Below are 25109 nucleotides of genomic sequence, written 5' to 3'. Positions count from 1 at the left end.
GATAGAGTTACGGCGGTCATGGCGGAGGGGAAACGCCCGGTTACATTCCGAACCCGGAAGCTAAGCCCTCCAGCGCCGATGGTACTGCACTCGGGAGGGTGTGGGAGAGTAGGACACCGCCGGACAATCTTTCAGTTCAGGGCCACCCCGCAGGGGGTGGCCCTGAACTGCGTTACGGACCAATTCGAGGCCGAAAGACGCCAGCGCGTCCGTCATGCTGAACGCCGCTCGGCGACTGTGTCAACGATCAGGCCGCAGCGGATCGTCCGGGTGTGCCGGCACAGTCATTCCGACCTGCTCGAACGGGCCGACGATCAGGTGGTACTGCTCAGGCGTGAGCTGCTCCGGCTTCCAGATCGCACGGGCCGCGCTCAGGGTCGCCACGATCGCCTCGCTGATCGCCCCGACACGGTACGCCCAGAACTGCGGGCCGCGGGCGCGCAGGTCATCCCGCACGCGCTTGTCCAGCTTGCTGAACGCCGCAGCGGACAGGTTCGGCTTCGGCTGCCGTCCGTGAGCCCGGCGCACCGCCATCCGCAACTCGTACACCCGCTCCAGGTCCTCGCTGCTCAACTGCGTCGCGACAGTGATGAACCGGTCGACCTCCGCCGTGAACGAAATTGCCATTGCGGCACCGACCTTCCTCTACAGGGCGGACAGCTCTAGAGGACGGGTGCACGGTACCTCCGCACCGCCGCGCGTCCATGCGATGGTCAGGACGGCTCGCGACCGCAGATGAAGCGCGGCTCGGCGGAGTAGCGCCAGGTGAACTTCTCCCGCTTCACGACCTTGCCGTCCTTCTTGAACACCCGGTAGGCGTCCTGGGTGAAGCCCTGGCTGCCGCCGGCCGGGATGCAGGTGGGGCCGGGCTCCAGGTAGACCGTCTTCGGCTGGGTGATGTTGCGGCGGGGGGTGTACTCGGTCTTCACGCTGTCCCAGATCTTCGTGCTCCAGATCGACACGGTGATCGAACTCGACGTGTAGGAGGTGTCGATCAGGACGCCGTGCTCCGTGTTGTTGCGGAACCTGAAGTCGAGGTCCGGCCAGAAGATGGTCGACTCGATGACCGCCGGGTACCGGCTGAACCAGTACGAGTGCGGCTTGTGCTCGACGTCCTCCAGCCCGGCGTAGTACGTCGCGTTGAACAGCGTCGTGGTGAACTGCGAGGTGCCGCCGCCGACTCCCGGGACCAGCTTGCCGTCGAGGATGACCGGAGCGTCCCGGTAGCCCTGGGCGTAGCCGCGCTCGCCGGTGTGCCCGTTGAGGGAGAACGTCTCGCCGGGCAGCACCACCGTGCCGTCCACGTCCTTCGCGATCGTGACGATGTTCTGGCTGCGCGGCGAGGAGAGCCCACCCGTGAAGTGCGTGGTGAAGGTGGAAACCCGCTCCTTGATGCCCAACCCGGCCAGCTTCGCCGCGGTCAGCTCCGGCTCCGCCGGCTTCAGCTCGCCGGTGACCTTCCGGTCGTCCGCCTTCGGCAGGACGGCGAGCAGGTCGCGGCCGAGGGCCGCGCTGTCGAGCTGCTGCCCGGGCTTGCCGTCGACGACCTTCGGCTTGCCGCCGGAGATGGTCATCCGGGCGTCCCTCGGCGGCACCTCGATCGCGGCCAGGTCGCCGCCGAGCGCGGCCCGCAGCCGCTTCACGTCGACCTGAGGCGTCAGCTTGCCGGCCTTGTCGGCCGTGAACCGCAGGCTCCGCGCGATCGCCTTCGGCGGGATCTGCACCGAGCCCTTGCCGGTCGTCAGCGTGACCGGGGCGGCGACGGCCGGCTTCGCCAGCTCGGCGACCAGCCGGTCCACCTCCTCGGCGGTGGTCGCCGGGTGGGTCTCGACCAGCGGCACGGTCACCGGCTGGCCGGCGAGCCAGCCCTCCCGTACCACCTGCGCGGAGCGTTCCGGATCGAGGGCGAGGCTCGGCTTCGGGTGCACCGCCTTCGGCGTGGTGCCCTTCCAGGTGATCGCCGGCATGGTCATCTTCCGGCCCTGGGCGCCGACGACCTTCTCGAGGGCGGCGTCGAGCCGGACGGCGTCCACGGCCACCACCGGCTGCACCGCCCGGGACCCCACGAGCCGGTCGACGGCGTGCGCGTCGGCCTCGGCCGCCGCCGCCACGGTGGCGTCGACGTCGACCGCCAAACCGACGGTGGCAGGGTCGATCGTGGCCGTCCGCTCGCCGACGCGCACCGACAGCGGGGCGTTGAGCGTGGCGGCGCGGCGTTCGAGCTCCGTCCGCAGCTCCCGGGCGGCGTCCGCGCGGCTCCGGCCGCCCAACTCCGCGCCGAGCACCGTCGTCCCGCGCGGCACGTCACCGGCGTACGCGTAGGCACCCGCCCCCGCCACGGAGGCCAGCACCGCCGTGGCGGCCCCGGCGGCCAGCAACAGGCGGGTCCGGCGGGACCGTGACCCGCCCGGCCGGCCAGCCGGCGCGACCGGCTCCGGCTCGTCACCGGGCCAGGTCACAGCCTTGACCTGCACGGTGGGCCGGTCGTCGGCGGGTGGAGTCTTCTCGCCGTACAGCGTCACGGTCACCTCGATCGGACGTACCACAACGGGGGAGCGCGCCTCCGCCCGGAAGACACCTACGGTAACCGGCGCCCCGGCGGGTCGGGAGTCAGCGCCCCACCCTTCGCGTCGCGGCGTGTCGCCCGGCGTGTCGGGGGACACCGGCCGGTCGTCGGGCGGGCCGGCGGGCATGGCACGGTAGGGAACATGGGAGCGGACAAGGCGGTCCTGGCGTACGGGGGCGGTTGGCTGGACCGGGCGGGGGAGCTGCGTACCGACCAGGAACGGCTCGCCGCACTGCTGGCGGACCCGGCGAGCACCCTGCTGCCGCTCTGGCGGGACCGCTGCCTGGTCGCGGGGGACGTGCCGGTGCGGCTGACCGGGGAACGGGCGGCCAAGGCGCTTACCGTCGCCGACGAGACCGTCTTCCTGGGCATGGACGAGGGCTCGGCCGTCTTCGCCGTTGACCTCTCCGGACTGCCCGAGGCTGCCGCCGTCGAGGTGGCGGAGGCGGACGCCGCCGTGGACGTCCGGGCGCTGGTCGGCCGGCTCGACCCGGCCGGGGCGGCCGTCCAGGCGTACGCGCGGGGGCTGCTGCACTGGCACCGCCAGCAGCGCTTCTGCGGCACGTGCGGGGCGTCGACAGTCGCCCGGGGCGGCGGACACGTCCGGTCGTGCGCGCGGGCGGACTGCGGACGGCTCCTCTTTCCCCGGATCGAGCCGGCCGTCATCGTGCTGATCGAGGCGCCCGGCGTCCCCGACCGTTGCCTACTGGCCCGGCACGCGGGCGCGCCCGAGGGGGCGTACTCGACGCTCGCCGGCTTCGTCGAGGTGGGCGAGAGCCTGGAGGACGCCGTCCGGCGGGAGATGGCGGAGGAGGCCGGGGTGACGGTGACCGACCTGGCGTACGTGGGCTCGCAGGCGTGGCCGTTCCCGGCCGGCCTGATGGTCGGCTTCCGCGCCACCGCCGCGTCCGAGGAGGTGCGGGTGGACGGCGAGGAGCTGCTGGAGGCGCGCTGGTTCACCCGGGACGAGCTGCGCGAGCGGGCGGCCGCCGGACAGCCGCTGGGCCGCGTCGACTCGATCGACCACCACCTGCTGCACTCCTGGCTGACGGCCGGGGCCTGACCGGGCCAGCTCGTCCAGCGCGACGCGGTCACCGCCTGTGTCTCAGCGGACGAGCACGGCGACCGGCGCGGACGGCGTGCCGGTGTCGATGCCGTCGGTGGCGGCGACCCGGAACTCGTAGCGGTGCCCGCGGACCAGCAGCACGGCGGTGAAGTCCGTCCCGCCCACCGGCACCGGGTCCGTCCGCCATTCCCCGCCGGCCGTGACGTCGCGGACCTGGACGCGGTAGGCGAGGCCCGGCCCCGCCGGCCGCCAGCTCAGTCGGGCCTCGCCGTTGCCGGCCGCCGTCGCCGCCAGCCCGGCTGGCGTGGGCAGCCGAGGGACGGCCCGGACCGGCCTGCTCTGCCGCCCGGCACCGGCCTGGTTGGCCGCGGCGACCACGAACTCGTACTCGTGTCCGTTGCGCAGCTGGCGGATGGTGGCCTCGGTGCCCTGCACGGGCACCTCCTCCTCGGTGAACTCCCGCTCCCCGGCGGTGAGGTCCCGCCGGTAGACGCGGTGCCACCCGCCGGGACTGGCCGACCGCCAGGTCAGCTCCACCTCGGCCGTGCCGACCTTCGTCACCCGCAGGTCGGTCGGCACCACCTTCGGCGCGCTGAAGGTCGCCCGGGCCCGCACCGGCGGGGAGAACGGTCCCTCGCGGTCGCGGTCCACCGCGCTGACGACGAACTCGTACTCGTGGCCGTGCTCAAGGTGGCGGGCGAGGTGGCTCGGCCGGCTCTCGAGTGCGGGCGACCCGAGGCGGCTCTGGCCCGCCGTCAGGTCGCGCCGGTAGACCCGGTAGGAGACGCCGGGACCGAGGTTGGCCCAGCCCAGCCGGATGTCGCCGTCCGGCTGGGCCTGTGCGGTCAGTCGGGCCGGCGCGGCCGGCGGGCTGACCGATGCGGTGGCCCGGACGGGCGTCGAGGGCGGGCTGTCCCCGCCGCCGCCGACCGCGACGACGGTGAACTCGTACGTCCGGGCGTGCCACAGCGAGCCGACGGTGGCGCTGGTGCCGGTGAACGTGCCGACGAGGGCTGGTTTCCGCTGCCCCGCCGTGACGTCGCGCCGGTAGAGCCGGAACACCTGGACGAACGGGATCGGCTCCCAGTGCACCGCGACGTCCCCGGTGCGGCCGGCCTCGGCCCGCACCCCGCTCGGCGGCGGTGGCGGCGGCACGGTGGCGGTCATCCGCGCCACCGGCGAGGGAGGACCCTCGCCCCGCCGACCGACGGCGGTCACCCGGAACTCGTACTCGTGGCCGTTGACCAGGAAGTCGGCCGAGGAGCGGGGCTCGGCGGACGGCTCGCCGATCCGCACGAAGTGGGTCTGCCCGGCGGTCACGTTCCGGCGGTGTACCAGGTAGCGCAGCTCGTCATCGACCGGGACGGGACGCCACCGCAGCTCGGCGTTGCCCGCGCCCCGCGCTTCGGCCGTGAGTGCCGCCGGCGCCGGCGGCACGTCGGCCCGGTCCGGCCGGGGGCGGGGCCAGTCGACCTCGACGAAGCGCGGCCGGTAGAGGCCGGCGTCGGCGTAGGTCACGGCGTCGTCGACGTTGTTGACGTTGTAGGAGATCAGCAGCTTGCCCGGACGAGCCAGGTCGGGGTGCAGGTCGGCGTCGTAGACGAGATGCCCGGCGTCCGTCTCGGGCGCGCGGTGCAGGTAGTCCGGACCTTCGAACGGACCCGTCGGCCCACCCGCCGTGTACGCCACCACGTCGGCGCTGAACACCAGGTTGTTCTCGTGGGTCACGAGCACGTACCGGTCGCCGACCCGCTGCACCCCGTACGACGTGCCGACCCCGCTGAGGATGCGGGCGGACTTGTCCGCTGCGGGCGCCCAGCCGGTGCCCGTCCAGAACTCCCACGGGCCGTTCAGGTCGACCCCGGCGACCCGGGCGACATGCGCGAACTTCGTCTCGCCGCTCGCCTCGGTGCCGTAGATCAGGGTGTGTCCGCCATCGCGGAGCAGGCTGGAGCCCCACGAGATGCGCTCTCCCAGCGGCAGCGGCCGGACCGCGACGGGTGTCATCCCGGGCAGTGCGAAGGTCGCCAGCGAGGTGCCCAGCAGGACGTGGTCCAGCGGGCCGTCGCCCGTCCGGCGGTAGCGGTTGACCAGCATCTGGAGGGTCTCGCCGACGACCTGGGCGTCGCCGATCCAGTAGAACTGGTCGGCGGCCGGGGGCGGTACGAGCGAGGCGGGGTCCTCGGCGGTGCCGCCGTGCACCGTCTCGCGCAGTTCGTCGCCCTGCTGCACCACGGCGGAGTTGTTGATGAACGACGCGGTGCGGGGGCGGGAACCGTCCGGGCCCACGGGGCCGAGAAACGTGTCGGAGAAGAGCCAGAGGAGCCGGCCGTCGGGGAGCCGGACCGAGGCCGTCCGGTCGGCGCCGTTCCACCGGCCGGAGGTGTCGCCGTAACGCTCGAAGAGGGCGGTGAGCCGGTCGGCCGACATGCCGCCCTCGGCCCGTGCCCGGCCCGGTACGCCGGCCGTCAGGGTGAGCACCAGCGCGGTGGCGTACAGAACGAGCAACCAACGGGCGTGGGTGCGCACCTTCCCTGGACCGGACCCGGTCGTGGCCGTGCTGACGCTCACCAGAAACCCCCGTCTCCTGGTTATCCGTCCCGCACTGTGACATGTCCTCCCGCTTGGGTGGTAGTGGCCGTACGGGTGCGTTTCGACCTGCTGCCCCGCTCGTGGGCCAATGTCAGGAATCCGGTGGCGACGGCGGTGGCCGCCGCCGTCGCCAGGGCGGCCCCGGCGATCCCGGCGACGGTCCGCGGCACGACGGTCGCGACGGCGGCCACGAAGATCACCGTGGACGTCCACAGCGGAGCGGCGGGCCACCGGACCGACGCCGCGACCCGGGCGTTGACCAGGATGAACACGACCGCGTACAGGGCGCCGGTGGCGGCGAAGACCGGGGCGTAACGACCGGCCGCGGCGTAGTCGGGGCCGCCGGCCAGGCGGAAGGCCAGCCCGCCCGCGAGCGCCGAACCGAGCACCAGCACCGCCCCGGCGCCGGCGACCAGGGCCAGCGCGGCGACCAGGGCCCGCCGGTCCCCCTTGGCCAGGCGGGGCAGCACGATCACGGTCACCACCTGCGGCGCCCACAGCGCCCCCTTGGTCAGCACCGTGCCGACGGCGTAGGTGCCGGAGACGTCCGGCGGCAGGAAGCGGCGGGCGAGCAGGAGGTCGGCGTAGGAGACCACCAGCATCGCCAGGGTGGCGCCGCTGGCGGTGAGCACCGTCCGGGTGGCGAGGGAGGGCACGGCCGGGTCGATACCTGCGCCCCGGTTGAGGCGCACCAGCAGGGCGAGCACCAGGACCGAGGTGAGCGCGCCGGCCAGCAGCGACCCGGTGAGCCCGCCGCCGAGCGAGAGCCCGGCCACCATGCCCCCGTAGCGGCCGGCGCCGAGCAGCGCCATGCCGCCGGCGAGCCGCAGGAAGCGCTGGTCGCCCTGCAACTCGCCGAGCCAGCGGCCGGCCGCCACGACCGCCACGGTCAGCACGCCGAGCAGCAGCACCGCCGGGGCGGTCAGTCGAAGCTGGACGGCGGCCACCGGCAGCGTCAGGGCGAGCAGGGCGGCGGTGACGAGCACCGTGAGCAGGGCCGGCCGGGCGGTGGCGGCGCGACCGTGCCGGGCCCGGTGCACGGCGACCGCGATCTGGAGCCCGGTGCTGGCCACGCCACCGATCGCACCCAGCGCCAGGAGCGTGGCGAGCGCGCTCAGCTCCGCCGGATCGAGGTGCCGCGCACCGAGGACGGGCACCACGTAGGCCAGCCCGTTGACGAACACGCCGGCGAGCGTCACTGCGATGCCGGCGGTGCCGAGCCCGGTCGCCCGGCCGGGCTTTTCCGAATCCGTACCCATCAACCGTCCCGTGTCGCCGGCACTCCCGGCTGTGCAACGGGCGCGCGTACAGTGGCGCCACGCCGGTGCCACGCCCGGTCAGCGTAATGAGGAGGTCAACCCTGCGGGAGAGGTCGATGCTCGTCGGGCTCGGGCTGGCCGTCACCCTGCTGGTGCTGGCTCCGCTGGCGGCACCCGGTTACGTGCTCAGCTACGACATGGTCTTCGTGCCGCACCAGCCGTGGCGCGCCGAACTCGTCGCCCCGTCCGACTCGCTGCCACGGGCGGTGCCGTTGGACGCCCTGGTGTCGCTGGCGAGCCAGGCGGTGCCAGGGTGGCTGGTGCAGCGGCTGGCGCTGGTCGCGGTGCTGCTGCTCGCCACCGTCGGCGCCGGGTTGCTGGTGCCGGCCCGGCACCCGGTCACCCGGCTGGTGGCCGCCGTCGGGTACGTGTGGACGCCCTACCTGGCGGAGCGGCTGCTGATCGGGCACTGGGGTCTGCTCCTGGCGTACGCGTCGCTGCCCTGGCTGGTGCTGGCGGTGATCCGGCTGCGGGCCGGTGGACGGCGGGCGCTGCCGCTGCTGGTGCTGGCGGCCGCCCTCGCCGCGGTGACCCCGACCGGCGGCCTCATCGCCCTGGCGGCCACCGTCGTGCTGGTGCCGCGGCGCGGCAGGGGCCGGGTCGGCGCGATCGCGATCGCGGTGGTGCTGCTGCTGAACGCGCCCTGGCTGGTGGCTGCCGCCCTGACCAGGGCGGACGCCCGGACCGACCCCGACGGGGTGGCGGCGTTCGCGGCGCGGGCGGAGAACTGGAGCGGAGCGCTCGGAGCCCTGGCCGGCACGGGCGGGATCTGGAACGCGCAGACCACACCGGTGAGCCGGTCGTCCCCGCTGGCGCCGCTGGCCACCGCCGTCGTGCTGGCCCTGGCGGTCCTCGGCTACCGGGCGCTGCGCCACCGGTGGCCGGACGGGATCTGCGACCGGCTGGCCGTGCTGGCTGCCGGCGGGTTCCTGCTCGCAGCCCTGGGCGTGCTGCCCGGCCTGGGCGCGTCGCTGGAGTGGCTGGTCGCCACGGTGCCGGGAGCCGGGGTGCTGCGCGACGGGCAGAAGTTCCTCGTCCCGTACGCCCTGCTGGTGGCCGTGGGGTTCGCGCTCGGCGCGGAACGGCTGGCCGGAGCGGCCGGCCGGGTCGGACGGGCCGGCGCGGGCGCGGTGCTGGCCGGGGCGCTGGCACTGCCGGTGGTGGTTCTGCCGGACCTGGCGTTCGGCGCGGCCGGCCGGCTGCGGCCGGTGGCCTATCCGGCGGACTGGGACGCCGTCGCCGCCCGCCTTGACGGCCAGCCGGGCGAGGTGCTCTCGTTGCCGCTGGGCTCCTACCGGGCCTATGCGTGGAACGGCGGCCGGACGGCGCTCGACCCGCTGCCCCGCTACGTCGACGCCGAGGTCCTCGTCGACGACACGCTCTGGGTGGGCACGAGCGAGGTGAGCGGGGAGAACCGGCGCGTCGCGCACGTGCGGCGGGTGCTCGACTCCGGTGCCCCGGTGCGGGCCACCGGGGTGCGCTGGGTGGTGGTGCAACGGGTGGCCGGCGGGCAGCGGACGGACCCGGCGACGCTGGTCGGGCTCCGCGAGGTGTACGCCGGCGAGGACCTGACCCTGTACGAGAACCCGACCACGTGGGGCCCCGGTGCGCGGTGAGCTGCCGAGGGTTCCCGCCGCCAGGCCGGAATCGATCGTCCTCGCGGCCCTCCCCACCGACGCTACTTGGTGGTAACGTCCCGCGCACGCAGCTCACGAGGAGGAAGTCAGCACCATGCGCAGTGCTCTCTCGTTGGTTCTCGCCGGAGTGATCGCGGTCGCTCTCGGCGTCTTCGGGTCGGTGGCGCTGGCCACCACCCTCACCGGCACCTCGTCGTCCGAGGCCGCCAAGGCCGAGCAGGCCGCGCGGACCAGCTCGGACGGCGGTGGCGGCGGCGCCAACAAGCCGCTGGTCTACGGCACGAGGTAGGACGGCTCCACCGGTTCCATCTGCTCCGCCGGCACCACGCTCCGAACGTTCGCGGCCCTCGTCACGAGGGCCGCGAATTTTTCGCCCGAGATCGGCCAGGTGAAGCGGGCCGCGTGCGCCCGCGCCGCCGTGCCCATCGCGGTGCGCCGAGCGTCGTCGGTCAGCAGCAGCCGCACCTTGGCGACGAAGTCGTCGGCACCGTCGGCGAGCAGGCCGGTCTCGCCGTCGACGAGCGCCTCCTCGACTCCGCCGGCACCGCGGAACGCCACCGTCGGCGTGCCGACCGCCCCGGCCTCCACGATGGTCAGCCCCCAGCCCTCCTTGAGCGAGGGGGTGAGCGCGACCCAGGCGCTGGCCAGCAGCTCCCGCTTCTCGGCGTCACTGATGAAGCCGGTGAACCGGACCCGGTCGGTGACGCCCAACTCCTCGGCGAGCTGGCGCAGCTGCGGCTCCCACCAGCCCTGGCCGGCGACCACGAGGGTGAGCCCCGGCAGCTCGCCGGTGAGCCCGGCAACCGCGTGCAGGGCCAGCTCGACCTGCTTGTGCGGCACCAGCCGGCCGAGCACCACCAGGGACGGCTGCGGGGTGCGCGGCACCGGCCCCACCGTCATGTCGGGGGTGCCGTTGTGCACGATGGCGACCCGGGACGGGTCGATGCCGAGGGTGGCCAGTTCCCGCCGGGTGGCCGCCGAGACGGTCACGTACTGGCAGCGGCGGTAGACGCGCGGGGCGAGCCAGGACTCGACCCACCAGCCGAAGCCGGCCAGCCAGCGGCCCAGCACCACCGGCCACTGCTCACGGTGCACGTGGTGCACGAGTGCGATGACCGGCCGGCGGGCGTACAGGGCGGACAGGAAGGGCAGGCCGTTGCCGACGTCCACGATCAGGTCGGGGCGACCGCCCCGGCGCCGGGTCAGCGGCCCGAGGCCCAGGGCTCCGGCCAGGTAGACGAGCGCGGCGCGCAGGTAGACGGTGTGTCGGCCGCCGCGCCGCAGCACGCGTACGCCGGCGGCGGTGATCTCCTCGGCGGGGCCGGCGGAGTGGGTGGCGCAGAGCAGGGTGGCCCGGTGGCCCCGGCGTACGAGTTCACCGGCGATCCGCTCGACGTACACCTCCGAACCGCCGCCCTCCGGGTTCCGGGTGTCGCGCCAGTTGAGGAAAAGTACGTGCCGGGTGGCGGCAGGCGGTGCTTCCACACTTACTCCTACTGCCGAGTAGTCTTCGCGTCGCGTCACACTATGGGCTTCGTCACGGCCCCCGCAATGCCCGATCGGAGGCGAAATGCAGCAGGCGCCGGCCCGCCCGGAGCTGACCGACCGACCGGACGCCACATCGAGAAGGGTGTGGCGTCTACGCTTGGTCGCGGTCTGTCTCGGTTTGTCGGCCCTGGCGTTCCTTCAGGATCCGGGCATGATCGCCATCGACACCAAGGTGGACCTGGCCGTCGATCCAGCCGGATGGCTGAGCCGCGCCCTGCACGTCTGGGACCCGGACGGAACCTTCGGCCAGCTTCAGAATCAGGCGTACGGCTACCTCTGGCCGATGGGCCCGTTCTTCCTGCTCGGCGAGGTGCTCGACATCCCGGCCTGGGTGGTGCAACGGCTCTGGTGGGCGCTGGTCATGACGGTGGCCTGCACCGGCGTGGTCCGGCTGGCCGAGCGGCTGCACATCGGCACGCCGGCCGCCCGCCTGCTCGCCGGGGTGGCCTTCGCGCTCTCCCCCCGGCTGGTCACCGAGCTGGGCCCGATCTCGGTGGAGGCATGGCCGAGCGCCCTCGCACCCTGGGTGCTGGTGCCCCTGGTGGGGCTGGCCCGAGGCGGCTCCGTACGCCGGGCGGTGACCCTGTCCGCGCTGGTCGTGGCGTGCGCCGGCGGCGTCAACGCGACGGCGGTGCTGGCCGTCGTGCCGCTCGCCGGTCTGTGGCTGGTCGGCCTGCACCCGTTCCGGCTGCGGATCCGGGCGCTCGTCGCCTGGGGGCTGGCGGTGGGCGCCGCCACCGCCTGGTGGCTGGTGCCCCTGCTGCTGCTGGGCCGGTACAGTCCGCCGTTCCTGGACTACATCGAGACGGCGCCGGTCACCACGGCCCCCACCGACATGACCACCGTGCTGCGCGGCGCCTCGCACTGGCACGCGTACCTCAACGGCGCGTACGGGCCGCCCTGGTCGGCCGGCTGGCGGCTGGCCACCGAGCAGCCGCTGGTGATCGCCACCCTGGTGGTGGCCGGTCTCGGCCTCGCCGGCCTGGCCCGGCGCGGGATGCCGCACCGGCGCTTCCTGGTCACCGGCCTGCTGGTCGGGCTGGCCCTGGTCGGGCTCGGCCACGTCGGCGCTATCGACGGGTTCGGCGCCCAGACGCAGCGGGACTTCCTCGACGCGGCCGGCGCGCCACTGCGCAACGTGCACAAGTTCGACGTGGTGCTGCGGCTGCCGCTCATCCTCGGCCTCGCCCACCTGCTGGGGCTGGTGGCGCGGGCGGCCCGCGCGGGCGACCGGCCCGACGTGAACCCGGGCCTGCCCCGCCTGCTCCAGCCGGTGCGGCTGCGCGCCACGCTGGTCACCGGCACCGCCCTCGTCGCGGTCGCCGGGGTGGCCGCCCCGGCGCTGGCCGCCGGACTGCCCGCCCAGGGCAGCTTCCGGGAGGTGCCCGGCTACTGGCACCAGGCGACCTCCTGGCTGGACAGCAACCTCGGCGACGACCGGGTGCTGGTGGTGCCCGCCGCCCGTTTCCCCCGCTACCTGTGGGGCAGCCCGAGCGACGAGGTCACCCAACCTCTGTTGGAGAGCCCCTGGGCGGTACGCAGTTCGGTGCCGCTCACCCCGCCGGGCACGATCCGGCTGCTCGACGCCGTCGAGTCGGCACTGGCCAACGGCGAGGGTTCCGCCGGGCTGGCCGACCTGCTCGCCCGCTCCGGCGTGCGGTACCTGCTGCTCCGCTCCGACCTCGACTACGGGCGCTCGGGCGCCACCCAACCGGTGGTGGTCCGGCAGGCACTGCAACGCTCGCCCGGCATCCGCCCGGTGCGGGCCTTCGGACCGGAGGTCGGCGGCGGCCAACTGCCCGGCAACTTCGTCGACCACGGACTGGACGTGAAGGTCCGGGCCCTGGAGGTGTACGAGGTCGCCCAGCCGGTCAGCCCCGTCGTCGCGTACGACGTGAAGGGCCTGACCACCGTGGTGGGCGGGCCGGAGTCGTTGCTCCAGATCGCGGCGGCCGGCCGGCTCTCCGACGCCCCGACGGTGCTCGTCGGGGATCGGCCGGCAGGGCTGACCGACGGCCCGGTGGTGCTCACCGACGGGATGCGCCGACGCGAGGTCGCGTTCGGGCAGCCGCACGACAACGCCTCGGCGACCATGACTTCCGCCGACGAGGCGAGGCTCGGCGCGCCCGCCCGGGACTACCTGCCGCCGTGGGGCGAGGGCCAGGCCACCACCGTGCGCTACCTGGGCATCGGGTCGGTCACCGCGTCGAGTTCCTGGTCCGACGCGCAGCCGCTGGTCGGCGGCCGACCGGCGCACCAGCCGTACGCGGCGCTCGACGGCAGCCTCGCCACCGCTTGGCGCTCCGCGCCCGGGACGGTCACCACCGAGCAGTGGCTGGAGGTGGAGCTGACCGAGCCGCAGGTGGTCCGCGAGGTGGGCATCGTCTTCGACACCGGCGCCGACTCCCTGCCCACGAAGATCACCGTCAGCGCCGGCAACCAGCAGGCGGTGGTGGAGAACCCGGGCCAGAGCGTGCAGGTCATCGTGCCCGCCGGCTACCCGACCCGGCGGGTGCGGATCTCCATCGACGAGGTCTTCGACATCCGGGCCGGCTTCGGCGGCGTCGGCATCGCCGAGATCACCATCCCGGGCGTGCGGGCCGAGCGCACCCTGGCCGTGCCGGCGCCCCCGGCGACCGCCGCCCCGGCCTCCGTGGTGCTCACCGCCGCCGCCGGTGCCGCGCCCTGCGTCTTCGACGAGGGGCGGCCGATCTGCGACGGCGGGCTCGTCCGGGAGTCCGAGGACGGCGACCGGATCGACCGGACGCTGAGCCTGCCGGTCGCCGCCGGCTACGACGTCGCGCTGCGGGTGCGCCCACGTGCGGGCGGCGCGCTGAACGCGCTGCTCGACGGCGGTGGCGCGGCGGCCGTCGCGCGCGGGGTCACCCCGGTGGTCGCCGCCTCCAGCGTCGGCGTCTCCCACCCCGCGGCCCGGCCGGGCGCGGTGGTCGACGGCGACCCGGCGACGACCTGGTACGCCGCCAGCTCCGACCGGCAGCCGTGGCTGCGCCTGACCTGGCCGAAAGCCCGCCAGATCGCCGGGCTGAAGGTGACCCTGCCGCCCACCGCGGCGGCGGCCCGCCCGTGGCAGGCGACCGTGATCGGAGACGGCGGCATGCGCGGCGGCGTCTTCGACGAGGGCGGCAGCCTGGTCTTCGACCGGCCGCTCAAGACGGACGAGATCACCGTGCTGATCTCCGACGTGGTGCCGGCCAACACCTTCGACCCGTACCGGCGGCTGTCACAGAGCCTGCCCGTCGGCGTCGGCGAGCTGACCGTGCTGCCGGACGGACCGGTGCCCCGCAACGACCCGGAGGCGCGCGTCACGCTCCCCTGCGGCACCGGGCCCACCGTCGAGGTCGGTGCGGTACGGCGCCGGACGGCGCTGGTGGCCAGCCGGCGGGAGCTGGCGGAGTTGCGCGAGGTGGACGCGCTCCTGTGCGGCGCCGGAGCGAAGGATCCGCTGCCGCTGGCCGGCGCAGAGGTGCGGGTGGTGGCGGCGGCGAGCCGCCTGGCTACGCCCACCCGGCTCGTCCTGACGCCGCACGCCGTGGTCCCGGGGCCCACCGACGGCAGCGCGGCCGGCTCGGCGGGCGTCGCCGGCTCGGCGCAGGTCCCGGACGCCGTGCAGACTCCGGTCCGGGTGGACGGCTGGTCGGCCACCCGCCGGTCGCTGCACCTGGACGGGTACCCGGGTCAGCGGGTGCTGGCCCTGCGCGAGAACGCGAACCCCGGGTGGGAGGCCACCGCGGGCGGCGAGCGACTCACCCCGTTCGTGGTGGACGGCTGGCAGCAGGGCTGGCTGGTGCCGGCCGGGTTCTCCGGCGAGGTGCTGCTGCGGTTCGCCCCGGACGACGGGTACGTCCTGGCGCTGGGCGCCGGCGCGATCGCGCTGGGCGGGGTCGCGCTGGCCGCCCTGCTCCCGAGTCGGGGTGTGCCGGTGCCCGTGCCGGCGGCGGGGCCGCCGCGTCGACGCCGGCACCGGCTGCTCGCCCTGCTGTTCGGCGGGACTGCGCTGCTGCTGGTCGGCGGCCTGGCCGCGGTCGCGGTGGCGCTGCTGGCGGCGGCCGGCGTGGTGGCCGGCCACGCGCTGGCGCCACACCTGCACCCACCGGACCGGCGCGGGCTGCGCCGGCTGTACCGGGTGGCCGGGCGCTGGCTGCCGGTGGCCGGCTTCGGGCTGGCCGGCTGGTACGCGGTGACCCGGGGTGGGCACGCCGACGCGGCGCCTCAGTTGGCGGCGGTCGCCGCCGTGACGGTGCTCTGGTTCTCCCTCGTGCTCCCGCGCCGACGCGGCCGGGGGGCGTTCCAGCGCTGGAAGGGGCGCTCGACGGCGTAGTAGCTGATGGCGGCGAGGACCAGCCCACCGGCGACGGTGAGCAGGAAGATCTCGCCCGTGTCGCCGCTGAAGTTCGGGCGGTCGCCCACGATGTAGACCCCCTCCAGCACGAACGGGTGCCAGAGGAACAGCCCGTAGGACACCCGGCCGAGCCACCGGCCGACCGCGCCGCCGAGGACGGCCTTGGTGCGGGTGGCCGGCCCGAACGCCACCGGCAGCACCACCATCACCGCCACCAGGGCGTACAGCGCCATCTTCAGCCCGAACTCGGCGGCGGTGGGCTCGGCCAGGTCGCGGGGACCCACGATCGGCGTGGTGGCCACGGCCAGGGCGGCCAGCGCGACCGACCAGCAGGCCAGCGGTGCGGCGCCCAGGTCGTCCAGCCACCGCCAGCGGTGACCGGTGCCGGTGCGCAGCGACACGTGGACGGTCGCCAGCGCCATGCCGGCGCCGAACCAGCCGGCGTACGAGGGCAGCCACATGGTGTGCAGGCCCAGGTTGAGTAGGCCCGATCCCATCAGGGCCACCCAGCCGGCGGTGATGGCCAGCCCCGCCGCCACGATGAGGACGGTGGACCGGCCGGGCCGCCAGCGCCGCCGCATCAGCAGCACGGCGAGCAGCGGCAGCAGCAGGTAGAAGGTCGCCTCGGTGGCGAGGCTCCAGGTCTGGCTCAGGCCGTGGCGCAACTGCCGGGGTTCGTAGATCTGGGTCAGCGTCAGGTGCCGCCACCAGTCGCCGGCGGAGGCCGGCTGGTTCTGCGGCAGCACCAGCAGGCAGACCACCACGGTCAGCCAGTAGGCGGGCAGGATGCGGGTCGCGCGGCGCCACAGGTAGCGCCGGGCGGAGGGGGACCGCTGCCCGGTGGCCGACGAGTGGGCGTACGGGCGGAAGAGCAGGAAGCCGGAGAGCACGAAGAAGACGGCGACGCCCACGTCGAGGCGGGACAACCAGCTGCCCAGCCCCGAGTCGCCGGTGTTGGCACCGGTGGCGAACCCGACGTGGTGCCCGACGACGGCCAGCGCGCCGATCACCCGTACGGCGTCCAGCGCGGGCAGTCGGCGGAGGTCGTGATCCGGAGTTGGGGCAGACATCAACCGTCCAGAGGGTCGCGTGAATATGTAACCCGGGAGTAACCTGCGGCCAAGTTTAGGGACAGGACCGCTCGCCGGACACCGGCTGACTGTCTTTGTTAGGAGGATCAGTGAAGGCTCGTCTGGGCGCCGTGCTGTTCGGGATAGGCGTCTTGTGTCTCGTGCTCGCCGCGGGAGCGGCGTTCTTCGTGGCACCGACGGTGACGAAACTGCCGTACGACCTCAAGTTGTGCAACGCGGAGGGCAAGCCCGAGGGCTGCCTGAAGCCGAGCGTCGCGGTGGCGGAGAACGCCAAGTTCCTGCAGCTCAAGAAGGACGCCCCGCCGACCGTGCAGACCGGCAGGCTGGAGTCCACCACCGAGGTGGCGCCGCAGGCCGGGAGCACCGAGGCGGAGATGACCGGCGACCTGGAGGGCAAGTCGGTCGTCTGGGGCGCGTACGGCACGGTGAAGTGGGTCCAGACCGGCGAGGTGATCAGCCAGTACTCCGCGGAGTTGGCCCTGGACCGGAAGACCGCCGCGGCGGTCGACTGGGACAAGCAGTTCCTCCAGGCCGACGGCCCGGAGGGGCCGAGCGAGGTCACCTTCGGTGGTCAGACCTACAAGTTCCCGTTCAACACGGAGCGCAAGGACTACGAGTACTTCGACCGTGACCTGCGCAAGGCGCTGCCGATCCGGTTCGACGGCACCGAGAAGATCAACGGCACTGAGGCGTACCGGTTCCAGCAGGTCATCGAGGAGACCGACCTGGGCATGCCGGCCGAGCGGGTGGGTGGCCTGCTCGGGGCGTTCGCGCCGGGCGCGACCAGCGGCAAGGTGATGTACAGCAACACCCGCACCATCTGGGTCGAGCCGGTCAGCGGCAACTTCGTCAAGGTGCGCGAGCAGCAGAAGAAGACGCTGGTGCCGGACCAGGGTGCGAGCACCCCGCTGCTGGACGGCGACTTCGTCTACACCGACCAGACGATCGCCAACAGCGTCGAGTCTGCCGGGAACAACCGGGACAAGCTGCTGCTGATCGGTCGGACCATTCCGCTCGTGCTGACGGTCGTCGGCGCTCTTGCGCTGATCATCGGGCTCTGGCTGGTGCTGGCCGGACGCCGGGCCACCGCCGCCGCGCGGCACCGCGCCGACGGCGACGCCGACGCTGCCACGGCGCCCGCCCCGCGGGCGTCGTCCGAGCAGGTCACCTCCGGGGCGCCCGTGCACGACGGCGAGGCCGGACGCCGGTAGCGGAGCCACCTCGGCCGGCGTCCAGGTGCGGACGTCGATCACCGGCAACCAGTTGACAGGCCGCCACCGTCGTCCCCGTTCAGGGGCGACGGTGGCGGCCTGTCGTGCAGGGGGCCTCGCCGTTACTGAACCGTAATCTGAATCGCTGCTCGTCACGGACGGTCGTGCTCGAAGGGCGACGTGCCCGGTTTGCGCGAGAATCATTGATCAATGTCCATGGAGCCAGGGGCCCGGTCGCGCTGCCTCACTACTCCGCGTGACCTTGGCTGTGGCGGCCGGCGATCCGGGCCTTGTGGCCTGCGTCTTCGCGCGGCATCATCGTCCCAGTTCCCTACTCGCCGGTAACTGTGGCAGCCCGGTGTGGGGCCGTCGCCGGTCGACCGGCGACCCGCGCGACATCCCTGAGGGGAGGAACCGTGCAGGACCGGTTCGACGACCAGGGCGGCCACCGGTGGCGGCGCTTCGCCGCGCTGCTGGTGTCCGACGGGACGACGGACCCCGTGGCGGTCTCGGGCATCCGCAGCGCCACGCTCTTCTGACCTGGATTCCGGGACCGCGGCGGTTGTGCTCCGTGGTCCCGTTCCAGCTCCGTCCCCTCTGGCCCGCCAGGAGGCGTACGTGACGACCGACGATCCGCAGCCCGTGTGGCGCGGCCGGTTCCGCGAGGCGTGGCACGGCTTCCGCCGCTGGCGGCGGGTGCGACCGTTCCGGGGCGGCCTGCTGACCGCGCTGGCCGATCTGGAGATCTTCGGTACCACTCAGATGTCGCTCGGCAGCCCCACCTTGTCCGCCGTGCCGGTGCCCGCCGAGCCAACCGGCGCCCTGCCTATCGGCACGAGGCCTGCCAATGCCATGCCGGCGGCCGAGTCGATGCAGTACGACGCCAGGCCGCGCGACCTCCGTCCGTACGTGGTGCTGCCGGTGCTGCTCGGCCTTGCCGCCGCCGTGGCGCTCGCCGCGCCCGGCCCGACGCCGGTGCGCGCCGTGGCGCCGCCGACTGCCGCCTGCCCCACCACAGTTCCCGGCCAGGGCGGAACGCAGCCGGCCCCGAGCGGCACGCCGGGCGGAACGCGACCCGCGCCGAGCGGCACGCCGGGCGGAACGCGACCCGCGCCGAGCGGCACGCCGGGCGCGTTGCCGGCCCCGACCGGGACGCCGGGCGCGACGCCGACCCCGACCGCCCCCGGCCCGTTCCCGTCGACGGGCGGCGGAGGCGACGCCGTCCGCGACACCCTCGACGGCATCGGTGACCTCTTCGATCGCGGCCGGCGCGACGACGAGGAGGTGGCCCGCCGGGCGACGCCATCGACCGCGCCGAGCGTCCGTCCCACGGTCACGCCGAGCGTCCGTCCCACGACCGCGCCGAGCGTCCGTCCCACGGCCACCTCGAGCGTCCGTCCCACGGTCGCGCCGAGCGTCCGTCCCACAGCCTCGGCCACGGGGCGGCCGGCGGTGCCCGGCCGGGGGTGCGCCCCGGCCAGCCCGACGCCGAGCCGACCCGGGCAGGTGGCGGCGGGCAGACCACTGCCCCGGATCGCAGCCGACCCGGGACAGCCGGTGGTGGCGGCGGTCCCGTCGAAGCTCACCGGTTCAAAGGTGACCATGGACGGGCTGCGGTTCGAGGGCATCGTCGACCTGCCCACCGCCGACGGGAGCCTGAAGGCACTGAAGTTCACCATGGACCGCGCGGACACCGACGATTTCCTGCTCCGTGCGCCCGCGCCGGCCGGCCGGACGATGCGGTTCGCCGCGGACCGGCTGACGGTGCAGGGGGACGTCGCGTTCTACGCCACCCGGTTCGTCGGGCGGCTGCTCGGCGTCAAGATCACGCTGACCCCGGGCCTGCCGTTCCCCGACGGGCTGCCGATCACGTCACCCGTTCCGATCACCTTCACCGAGCCGGTCATGGAACTGGCGTTCGTCAGCAGCGACACGCTGACCGCCACGCCGGCGTTGAAGCTGACCCTCTCCTGACCTCACTCCACCACCACCGACGGTGCGGGGCCGGTGTCCCGCCGGCCCCGCACCGCCGACCTCAGATGCGGGCGAGCGCCTTGCGCAGCGGGTCGAGCCCCAGCGAGCCGAGGTCGAGCGCCTGCCGGTGAAACTCCTTGAGGTCGAAGTCGGCGCCCTTGCGGGCCTTCGCCTCGTCACGGGCCTGGAGCCAGATCCGCTCGCCCACCTTGTAGGAGGGGGCCTGCCCCGGCCAGCCCAGGTAGCGGTTCAGCTCGAAACGCAGGTTCTCCTCCGGCACCCGGCAGTGCGCCCGCATGAACTCCCAGCCCAGCTCCGGCGTCCAGCGCTCGCCGGGGTGGAAGCCGAACGGGTTGTCCTTCGGGATCTCCAACTCCAGGTGCATGCCGATGTCGACGATCACCCGGGCGGCCCGGAACGCCTGCCCGTCGAGCATGCCGAGCTTGTCGCCCGGGTCCTCCAGGTAACCCAGCTCGTCCATCAGCCGCTCCGCGTAGAGCGCCCAGCCCTCGCCGTGCCCGGAGACCCAGCAGAGCAGGCGCTGCCAGCGGTTGAGCAGCTCGGCCCGGACGGCCGTCTGCGCGACCTGGAGGTGGTGACCCGGCACGCCCTCGTGGAAGACGGTGGTCACCTCGCGCCAGGTGGAGAAGTCGGTGACGCCCTGCGGCACCGCCCACCACATCCGCCCAGGGCGGGAGAAGTCCTCGCTCGGGCCGGTGTAGTAGATCGCGCCGTCGCTGGTCGGGGCGAGGCAGCACTCGATGCGGCGTACCTGCTCCGGGATGTCGAAGTGGGTGCCGTGCAGGTCGCCGATGGCCTTGTCGGCGAGCGCCTGCATCCAGTCCCGGAACGCCTCCTTGCCCCGGATCGTCCGGGCCGGGTCGGCGTCCAGCGCCTCGACCGCCTCGTCGATGGTGGCGCCGGGGCCGACGATCCGGCCGGCCACCGCACGCATGTCGGCCTCCAGCCGGGCCAGTTCCTCGAACCCCCAGGCGTACGTCTCGTCGAGGTCGACCCTGGCGCCGAGGAAGTACTGCGAGGCCAGCTCGTAGCGCTCGCGACCCGCGGCCTGCTTCTCCCGGCCGAGCGGAGCCATCTCGGTGCGGAGGAACTGGCCGAACTCGGCCGTCGCCGCCGTGGCCGCCGCCGCACCCCGACGCAGCTCGGCGCCGAGGGTGCCGTCGGCGCCCAGCCGCTCGACCAGCCCGTGGAAGAAGTTGTCGCCGTCCGGGTCGACCCAGATGTCGCACTGCTTGGCGACCTCGACGAGCTGGACCCGAGCACTGACGTGGCCGGCGGCGGCCGCCTCGCGCAGCGTCGCCTTGTAGCCCTCCAGGGTGCTCGCGAAGCGGTTGAGCCGGGCCGCCACGTGGGCCTTGGCGTCGTCGCCCTCGGTCGGCATCAGGTCGAAGACCATGCGGACCTCGTGCAGGCCGCTGGAGATCACGTTGACCTCGCTGCTCGCCTCGCCGGCGTCGTAGCGGGCGAGGTCGAGGCCGAGCCGCTCCTGCATGGCGTCCTTGGCGGTCCGCTCCAACTCCGACTCCGGCTCGGTCACCTCCAGGTCGGTCAGCGTCCGCCGGATCAGCTCCGCGCGGGCCGTGTACCCGTCGGGCGACAGGTCGTCGAGCTGGTCGTCGTAGCCGGCAATGCCGACATAGGTGGCGCCGATCGGGCTCAGCGGCGCCCACTCGGCCACGTAGCGGTTCGCGAGGTCATCGATTCGTCCCACGCTGCGACCCTACGTGAGGGCACCGTCGAGTTGTCGGACGCGTTCTGCGTGTTCAGGGCAGCAGGCCGGCGGGATCGAAGTCGATCGGGAACGGCAGGTCGGCCGAGAGCCGCCGACCGCCGACCGCCTTGGCGACGGTGTCGTAACCGCCGAACTTGCCGAGGGTGAAGAGCTCCGCCTGGGCATGCCCCAGCCGGCGGGAGAGTTCGACCCGCAGGAAGTACGGCACCCGTCCCTCCGCGCACCGCATCGGCTTGTCGACGAAGTCCTGCCGGCGGCTGCCGGGCGAGACGAACTCCACCGCCATCGTGCAGAGGTGGGCCGGGATCCACCGGTCCTCCTCGTCGGTCTTCGGCAGCGCGTGCAGGACGGTGATGTCGGGCTGGATCCAGCGCCGCGGCGAGAAGGTCAGATTCACCTGCCCGAACACGTAGAACCCGTGGGTCTCTGCGGCGGGTGACAGCAGACGGGCGAGCTTTATCTCGCCGTAGCTGTTCGTGCCGACCTCGGCGGGCGTCATGACCAACCTCCCGTCGATGCACTCGTAGCGCGCATCGGGCAGCCCCGGCAACGGGAGGTACCGGTCGGCGAACTGGGTCGTCCACATGCCGTCGAGGTCGACGAGCGGGTCGAAACGCATCGGCATCGCCACGGCGTGCACCTCCTCGGGGTGGTCAACGCGTCAACAGCGTAGGCGTTTCTGTGGTGGTCGACACGGCGTGGAAGAAGTCGCGGGACTTCGTCGTACGGCTGCGGCAGAGTGTCAGGGGTGACAGTGGATTCCACTCCTGACCGCGCGGCGCTGCGGAGCTGGCTGCCCGGGTTCCTGGCGCTGGCGGCCATCTGGGGCTCCAGCTTCCTGTTCATCAAGATCGGCATCGGGGAGCTGCATCCACTACACCTCACCCTCTACCGGGTCGCCGCCGGCGCGGTGACCCTGCTGCTGGTGCTCGCCGTGCTCCGCGACCGCCTGCCCGCCGAGCCCCGGGTCTGGGCACACCTGACCGTGGCCGCCGCGTTCGGCGTCGCCGTGCCGTTCACCCTCTTCGGCTACGGCGAGCAGCGCGTCGAGTCGATGCTCGCGGGCATCTGGAACGCCACCACCCCGCTCATCGTGCTGCCGTTGGCCGTGCTGGTGTTCCGCACCGAGCGGCTCACCACGCGCCGGGCAGTCGGGATGGCGCTGGGCTTCGCCGGGGTGCTGGTGGTGCTCGGGGTCTGGCAGGGCGTGGGCGGCGCCCACTTCACCGGGCAGCTCATGTGCCTGGGCGCGGCCGCCTGCTACGGCGTCGCCATCCCGTACCAGAAGAAGTTCGTCGCGGGCAGCGCGCACTCCGGGCTCTCGCTCTCGGCGGCACAGCTCCTGGTCGCGACCGCCCAGCTCGCGGTCGTCGCGCCGTTGGTTGCCGGGGCGCCGCCCGCCCCGACCGGCCTCTCGGCCGAGGTGCTCGCCAGCGTGCTCGCGCTCGGTGCGCTCGGCACCGGCCTCGCCTTCGTCATCAACCTGCGCAACATCCGGGTCGCCGGGGCGAGCACCGCCTCCACCGTGACCTACCTGGTGCCGGTGTTCGCGGTGCTGATCGGCGCCCTGGCCCTCGACGAGCGGCTCACCTGGCACCAGCCGGTGGGCGCGCTCATCGTGCTGTCCGGCGTCGCCGTCTCGCAGGGCCTGATCGGCCGCCGCCGGCCCGCACCCGCTGACCCCACCGAGCCGTCCGCGCCCGCCGGCGTGATCGAGTCGACCACGGCCGATGCCGATGCCGATGCGCCTGCCGCTGTCGTCGCGCCGTCCGGCGTCGCCGCGCAGGCCGCGCCGTCCGTGCCGGCTGCCCGCCGCTGAGCGCTCCCGCCCGTCGCCCGCCCTTCGCCCGGCTGCCGCCCGGTCGCCCGGCTGCCGCCCGGTCGCCCGGCTGCCGCCCGGTCGCCCGGCTGCCGCCCGGTCGCCCGGCTGCCGCCCGGTCGCCCGGCTGACGGGTGGAACACCATGGGTGTCAACGCCCGCCTTTGACACCCATGGTGTTCCACTCGTGAACGTGGCGGGACATGCCGTGGGCCGGCAACCTCAGGAGCAGCGCGGCTCGTCGCCGCACCCGCTGCCGCTTCGCACCCGTCCAGGCGCGGTCACCGCTCCGCCGCCCGTCAGTGACGGCCGGGCCGCCTGTTCGGCCGGGCCGCCTGTGATGGCCAGCGCTTGTGAAGGCCGGCGCGTGTGGTGGCCGCGCCCGGCGGCCACCGGCGTCCGTGTGATGCGGTCTCATGAACGGGGCAGCTCGACAGCGTCCGTGGTGTCATCCCCTGGTCGCCGGCGTGTTGCCGGTGAGGGCCCGGTCCGCCAGGCGAGGCGAGGGCCCGGTGCGCCAGGCGAGCAGCCAGGACCTCAGCGGGCGGAGCGGGCCCAGTCGACCAGCCGGTCGGCGTCCCAGGTGTTGACCACCCGGTCGGCGGGCACCCCGCACAGGGCGGCGCGCTCGCAGCCGAACCGCTGCCAGTCGAGCTGCCCGGGGGCGTGCGCGTCGGTGTTGACGGCGAAGTCGCAGCCCGCCTCCAGCGCTCGGCGGATCAGCCGCTTCGGCGGGTCCTGCCGCTCCGGCCGCGAGTTGATCTCGACGGCCACCCCGTGCTCGGCGCAGGCGGCGAAGACGGCGTCGGCGTCGAAGTCGCTCTCCGCCCGGGTACGCGGCCGGTGCGCCCGGTCGCCCGGCCCCTTCACCCCGGCGGGCCGGGACGCCACCATCCGCCCTGTGCAGTGGCCGAGGATGTCCAGGTGCGGGTTCGCGATCGCGGTCAGCATCCGTCGGGTCATCTTCGCCCGGTCGTCGTTCAGGCCGCTGTGCACCGAGCCGACCACCACGTCGAGGCGGGCCAGCAGCTTCTCGTCCTGGTCGAGCGACCCGTCGGCGAGGATGTCCACCTCGATGCCGGTCAGGATCCGGAAGCCCTCCGGCAGCGCCTCGTTGACCTTCGCCACGTGGTCGAGCTGCTTGCGCAGCCGGTCGGCGGTCAGGCCACGGGCCACCTTCAGCCGGGGCGAGTGGTCGGTCAGCACCACGTACTCGTGGCCCAGCTCGACCGCCGCGAGCGCCATCTCCTCGATGGGTGAGCCGCCGTCGGACCAGTCGGAGTGGGTGTGGCAGTCACCGCGCAGCGCGGCACGCAGCGCGGTGGCCGCCTCGTCCAGGTCCGTGCCCTCCGTGGCGAGCAGCCGCCGCAGGTAGACCGGCTCCTCGCCGGCGAGCGACTCGGCCACGCAGCGGGCGGTGACGTCGCCGACCCCGGACAGCTCGGTGAGCTTGCCGGTGCGGGCCCGCTCGGCCAGTTCCCTCCCCGGCAGCGCGGCGAGGGCCGTGGCCGCCGAGCGGAACGCCCGGACCCGGTAGGTCGCCTCGTTCGCCCGCTCCAGGAGGAAGGCGATCCGGCGCAGGTCGGCGATGGGGTCCCGGGCGCTCATGCCATGGAAAATACGCCTCCGCGCCGCCGGTCGCGGGACGACCGACGGCGCGGAGGGCCATGGAATCAGCGGAGAGCCACGGAATCAGGAGTGCGGCAGCTTCACCAGCGACCTGTCGCCGATGCCGAGGGTGGTCGGGTTGTTGCCGATCGCCGACCAGACCTCCACCCGCACGGTGCCGTTCGACAGGTTGCCGAGGGCGCCGGTGGCGGAGTGCAGGCCGCTCTGCTGGGTGTAGCGCTCGTACCCGGGAACCGGGTCGGTGGCGAAGTAGCGGTACGTCTCCACCCGCTCCCAGCTGCCGTTGCCGGTCAGGTCGTAGGAGACCCGCACCTGCACCCCGTTGCCGACCGCGTTGCCGGCGTCGAGGAACAGGTCGAACGTGGTCTGCCCGCCGCCGTACGCCAGATCCAGGCCCGTGGCGGTGAACACCTGCGGGTTGGTCGGCGTGCCGTCGCGGTTCGCGCCGCCCGCGCCGGCCACCGTGGCGGTCGCCGGGCTGCCGGCCGCGGCCAGCCCGCCACCCGGCAGCAGGTACCGGGTGGGGAAGTCCGACGACGGCGGC

16 protein-coding genes, 1 rRNA gene and 2 pseudogenes are annotated in these 25109 nt (G+C 73.9%); 9 read left to right on the top strand and 10 right to left on the bottom strand.

Annotation, left to right across the window (positions count from 1 at the left end; genetic code table 11):
* Window positions 1-8 precede the first annotated feature (8 nt).
* Window positions 9-125, top strand: a 5S ribosomal RNA gene (gene rrf, locus F6X68_RS14885).
* Window positions 126-240: 115 nt separating this feature from the next.
* Here rrf and F6X68_RS14880 read toward each other — a convergent pair.
* Window positions 241-573: a hypothetical protein gene (locus F6X68_RS14880; protein ID WP_151454845.1), complete on the bottom strand. Its 333-nt coding sequence runs from the start codon at window positions 571-573 to the stop codon at window positions 241-243.
* A gap of 140 nt (window positions 574-713) precedes the next feature.
* Window positions 714-2528: a VanW family protein gene (locus F6X68_RS14875; protein WP_151454844.1), complete on the bottom strand. Its 1815-nt coding sequence runs from the start codon at window positions 2526-2528 to the stop codon at window positions 714-716.
* Between the two features lie 180 nt (window positions 2529-2708).
* Here F6X68_RS14875 and nudC point away from each other — a divergent pair, with 180 nt between their 5' ends.
* Window positions 2709-3629: an NAD(+) diphosphatase gene (gene nudC, locus F6X68_RS14870; protein WP_151454843.1), complete on the top strand. Its 921-nt coding sequence runs from the start codon at window positions 2709-2711 to the stop codon at window positions 3627-3629.
* Between the two features lie 42 nt (window positions 3630-3671).
* Here nudC and F6X68_RS14865 read toward each other — a convergent pair whose 3' ends face one another.
* Complete coding sequence (locus tag F6X68_RS14865; RefSeq protein WP_151454842.1) at window positions 3672-6140, bottom strand: fibronectin type III domain-containing protein; 2469 nt, start codon at window positions 6138-6140, stop codon at window positions 3672-3674.
* An 83-nt stretch (window positions 6141-6223) separates the two neighbouring features.
* A complete protein-coding gene (locus F6X68_RS14860; protein WP_151454841.1) occupies window positions 6224-7483 on the bottom strand; it encodes a polysaccharide biosynthesis protein in 1260 nt (419 codons plus the stop codon).
* Window positions 7484-7569: 86 nt separating this feature from the next.
* Between F6X68_RS14860 and F6X68_RS14855 the strand changes: the two are divergent.
* Window positions 7570-9135: pseudogene (locus F6X68_RS14855) on the top strand (hypothetical protein); the annotation flags it as partial.
* Window positions 9136-9274: 139 nt separating this feature from the next.
* Window positions 9275-9469 (top strand): hypothetical protein, encoded by a 195-nt coding sequence (locus F6X68_RS14850; protein WP_132238409.1) that lies wholly within the window; start codon window positions 9275-9277, stop codon window positions 9467-9469.
* Here the strand turns inward: F6X68_RS14850 and F6X68_RS14845 are convergent.
* Window positions 9454-10665, bottom strand: a complete 1212-nt coding sequence (locus tag F6X68_RS14845) for a glycosyltransferase family 4 protein (protein WP_151454839.1) — start codon at window positions 10663-10665, stop codon at window positions 9454-9456. The genes F6X68_RS14850 and F6X68_RS14845 overlap by 16 nt on opposite strands.
* Before the next feature lie 85 nt (window positions 10666-10750).
* Here F6X68_RS14845 and F6X68_RS14840 point away from each other — a divergent pair, with 85 nt between their 5' ends.
* On the top strand, window positions 10751-15067 hold the full coding sequence (locus tag F6X68_RS14840) for an alpha-(1->3)-arabinofuranosyltransferase (protein WP_151454838.1): 4317 nt from the start codon (window positions 10751-10753) through the stop codon (window positions 15065-15067).
* Here the strand turns inward: F6X68_RS14840 and F6X68_RS14835 are convergent.
* Window positions 14959-16158, bottom strand: a complete 1200-nt coding sequence (locus F6X68_RS14835; RefSeq protein WP_151454837.1) for an acyltransferase — start codon at window positions 16156-16158, stop codon at window positions 14959-14961. The two genes, F6X68_RS14840 and F6X68_RS14835, sit on opposite strands and share 109 nt — an antisense overlap.
* A gap of 110 nt (window positions 16159-16268) precedes the next feature.
* Here F6X68_RS14835 and F6X68_RS14830 point away from each other — a divergent pair, with 110 nt between their 5' ends.
* The 3 genes from F6X68_RS14830 to F6X68_RS34735 all read left to right on the top strand — a co-directional run bounded on the left by F6X68_RS14830 (window position 16269) and on the right by F6X68_RS34735 (window position 19364).
* Window positions 16269-17390 (top strand): DUF3068 domain-containing protein, encoded by a 1122-nt coding sequence (locus tag F6X68_RS14830; protein ID WP_192581409.1) that lies wholly within the window; start codon window positions 16269-16271, stop codon window positions 17388-17390.
* A gap of 416 nt (window positions 17391-17806) precedes the next feature.
* Window positions 17807-17929 carry a hypothetical protein gene (locus tag F6X68_RS34660; protein ID WP_255474753.1) on the top strand — a complete coding sequence of 41 codons (123 nt, stop codon included), beginning with the start codon at window positions 17807-17809 and terminating at the stop codon, window positions 17927-17929.
* Between the two features lie 79 nt (window positions 17930-18008).
* Window positions 18009-19364: a hypothetical protein gene (locus F6X68_RS34735; RefSeq protein ID WP_151454835.1), complete on the top strand. Its 1356-nt coding sequence runs from the start codon at window positions 18009-18011 to the stop codon at window positions 19362-19364.
* Window positions 19365-19425: 61 nt separating this feature from the next.
* Here F6X68_RS34735 and F6X68_RS14820 read toward each other — a convergent pair whose 3' ends face one another.
* Window positions 19426-21096: a DUF885 domain-containing protein gene (locus F6X68_RS14820; RefSeq protein WP_151454834.1), complete on the bottom strand. Its 1671-nt coding sequence runs from the start codon at window positions 21094-21096 to the stop codon at window positions 19426-19428.
* Between the two features lie 52 nt (window positions 21097-21148).
* The gene (locus F6X68_RS14815; protein ID WP_151454846.1) at window positions 21149-21742 is read right to left on the bottom strand and encodes a Uma2 family endonuclease; all 594 of its coding nucleotides are present in this window, start codon (window positions 21740-21742) and stop codon (window positions 21149-21151) included.
* 123 nt (window positions 21743-21865) lie between these two features.
* Here F6X68_RS14815 and F6X68_RS14810 point away from each other — a divergent pair, with 123 nt between their 5' ends.
* Window positions 21866-22936, top strand: coding sequence for a DMT family transporter (locus tag F6X68_RS14810; protein ID WP_151454833.1), 1071 nt, complete (start codon window positions 21866-21868; stop codon window positions 22934-22936).
* A 537-nt stretch (window positions 22937-23473) separates the two neighbouring features.
* Here F6X68_RS14810 and F6X68_RS14805 read toward each other — a convergent pair.
* Window positions 23474-24544 carry a PHP domain-containing protein gene (locus tag F6X68_RS14805; protein ID WP_151454832.1) on the bottom strand — a complete coding sequence of 357 codons (1071 nt, stop codon included), beginning with the start codon at window positions 24542-24544 and terminating at the stop codon, window positions 23474-23476.
* A gap of 84 nt (window positions 24545-24628) precedes the next feature.
* Window positions 24629-25109: pseudogene (locus F6X68_RS14800) on the bottom strand (hypothetical protein); the annotation flags it as partial.

Origin of the sequence: Micromonospora sp. AMSO12t (assembly GCF_008806585.1) — a bacterium.
Lineage (GTDB): Bacteria > Actinomycetota > Actinomycetes > Mycobacteriales > Micromonosporaceae > Micromonospora > Micromonospora reichwaldensis.
The sequence above is the reverse complement of the archived record's forward strand: the minus strand, read 5'-3'. Positions and strand labels throughout refer to the sequence as shown.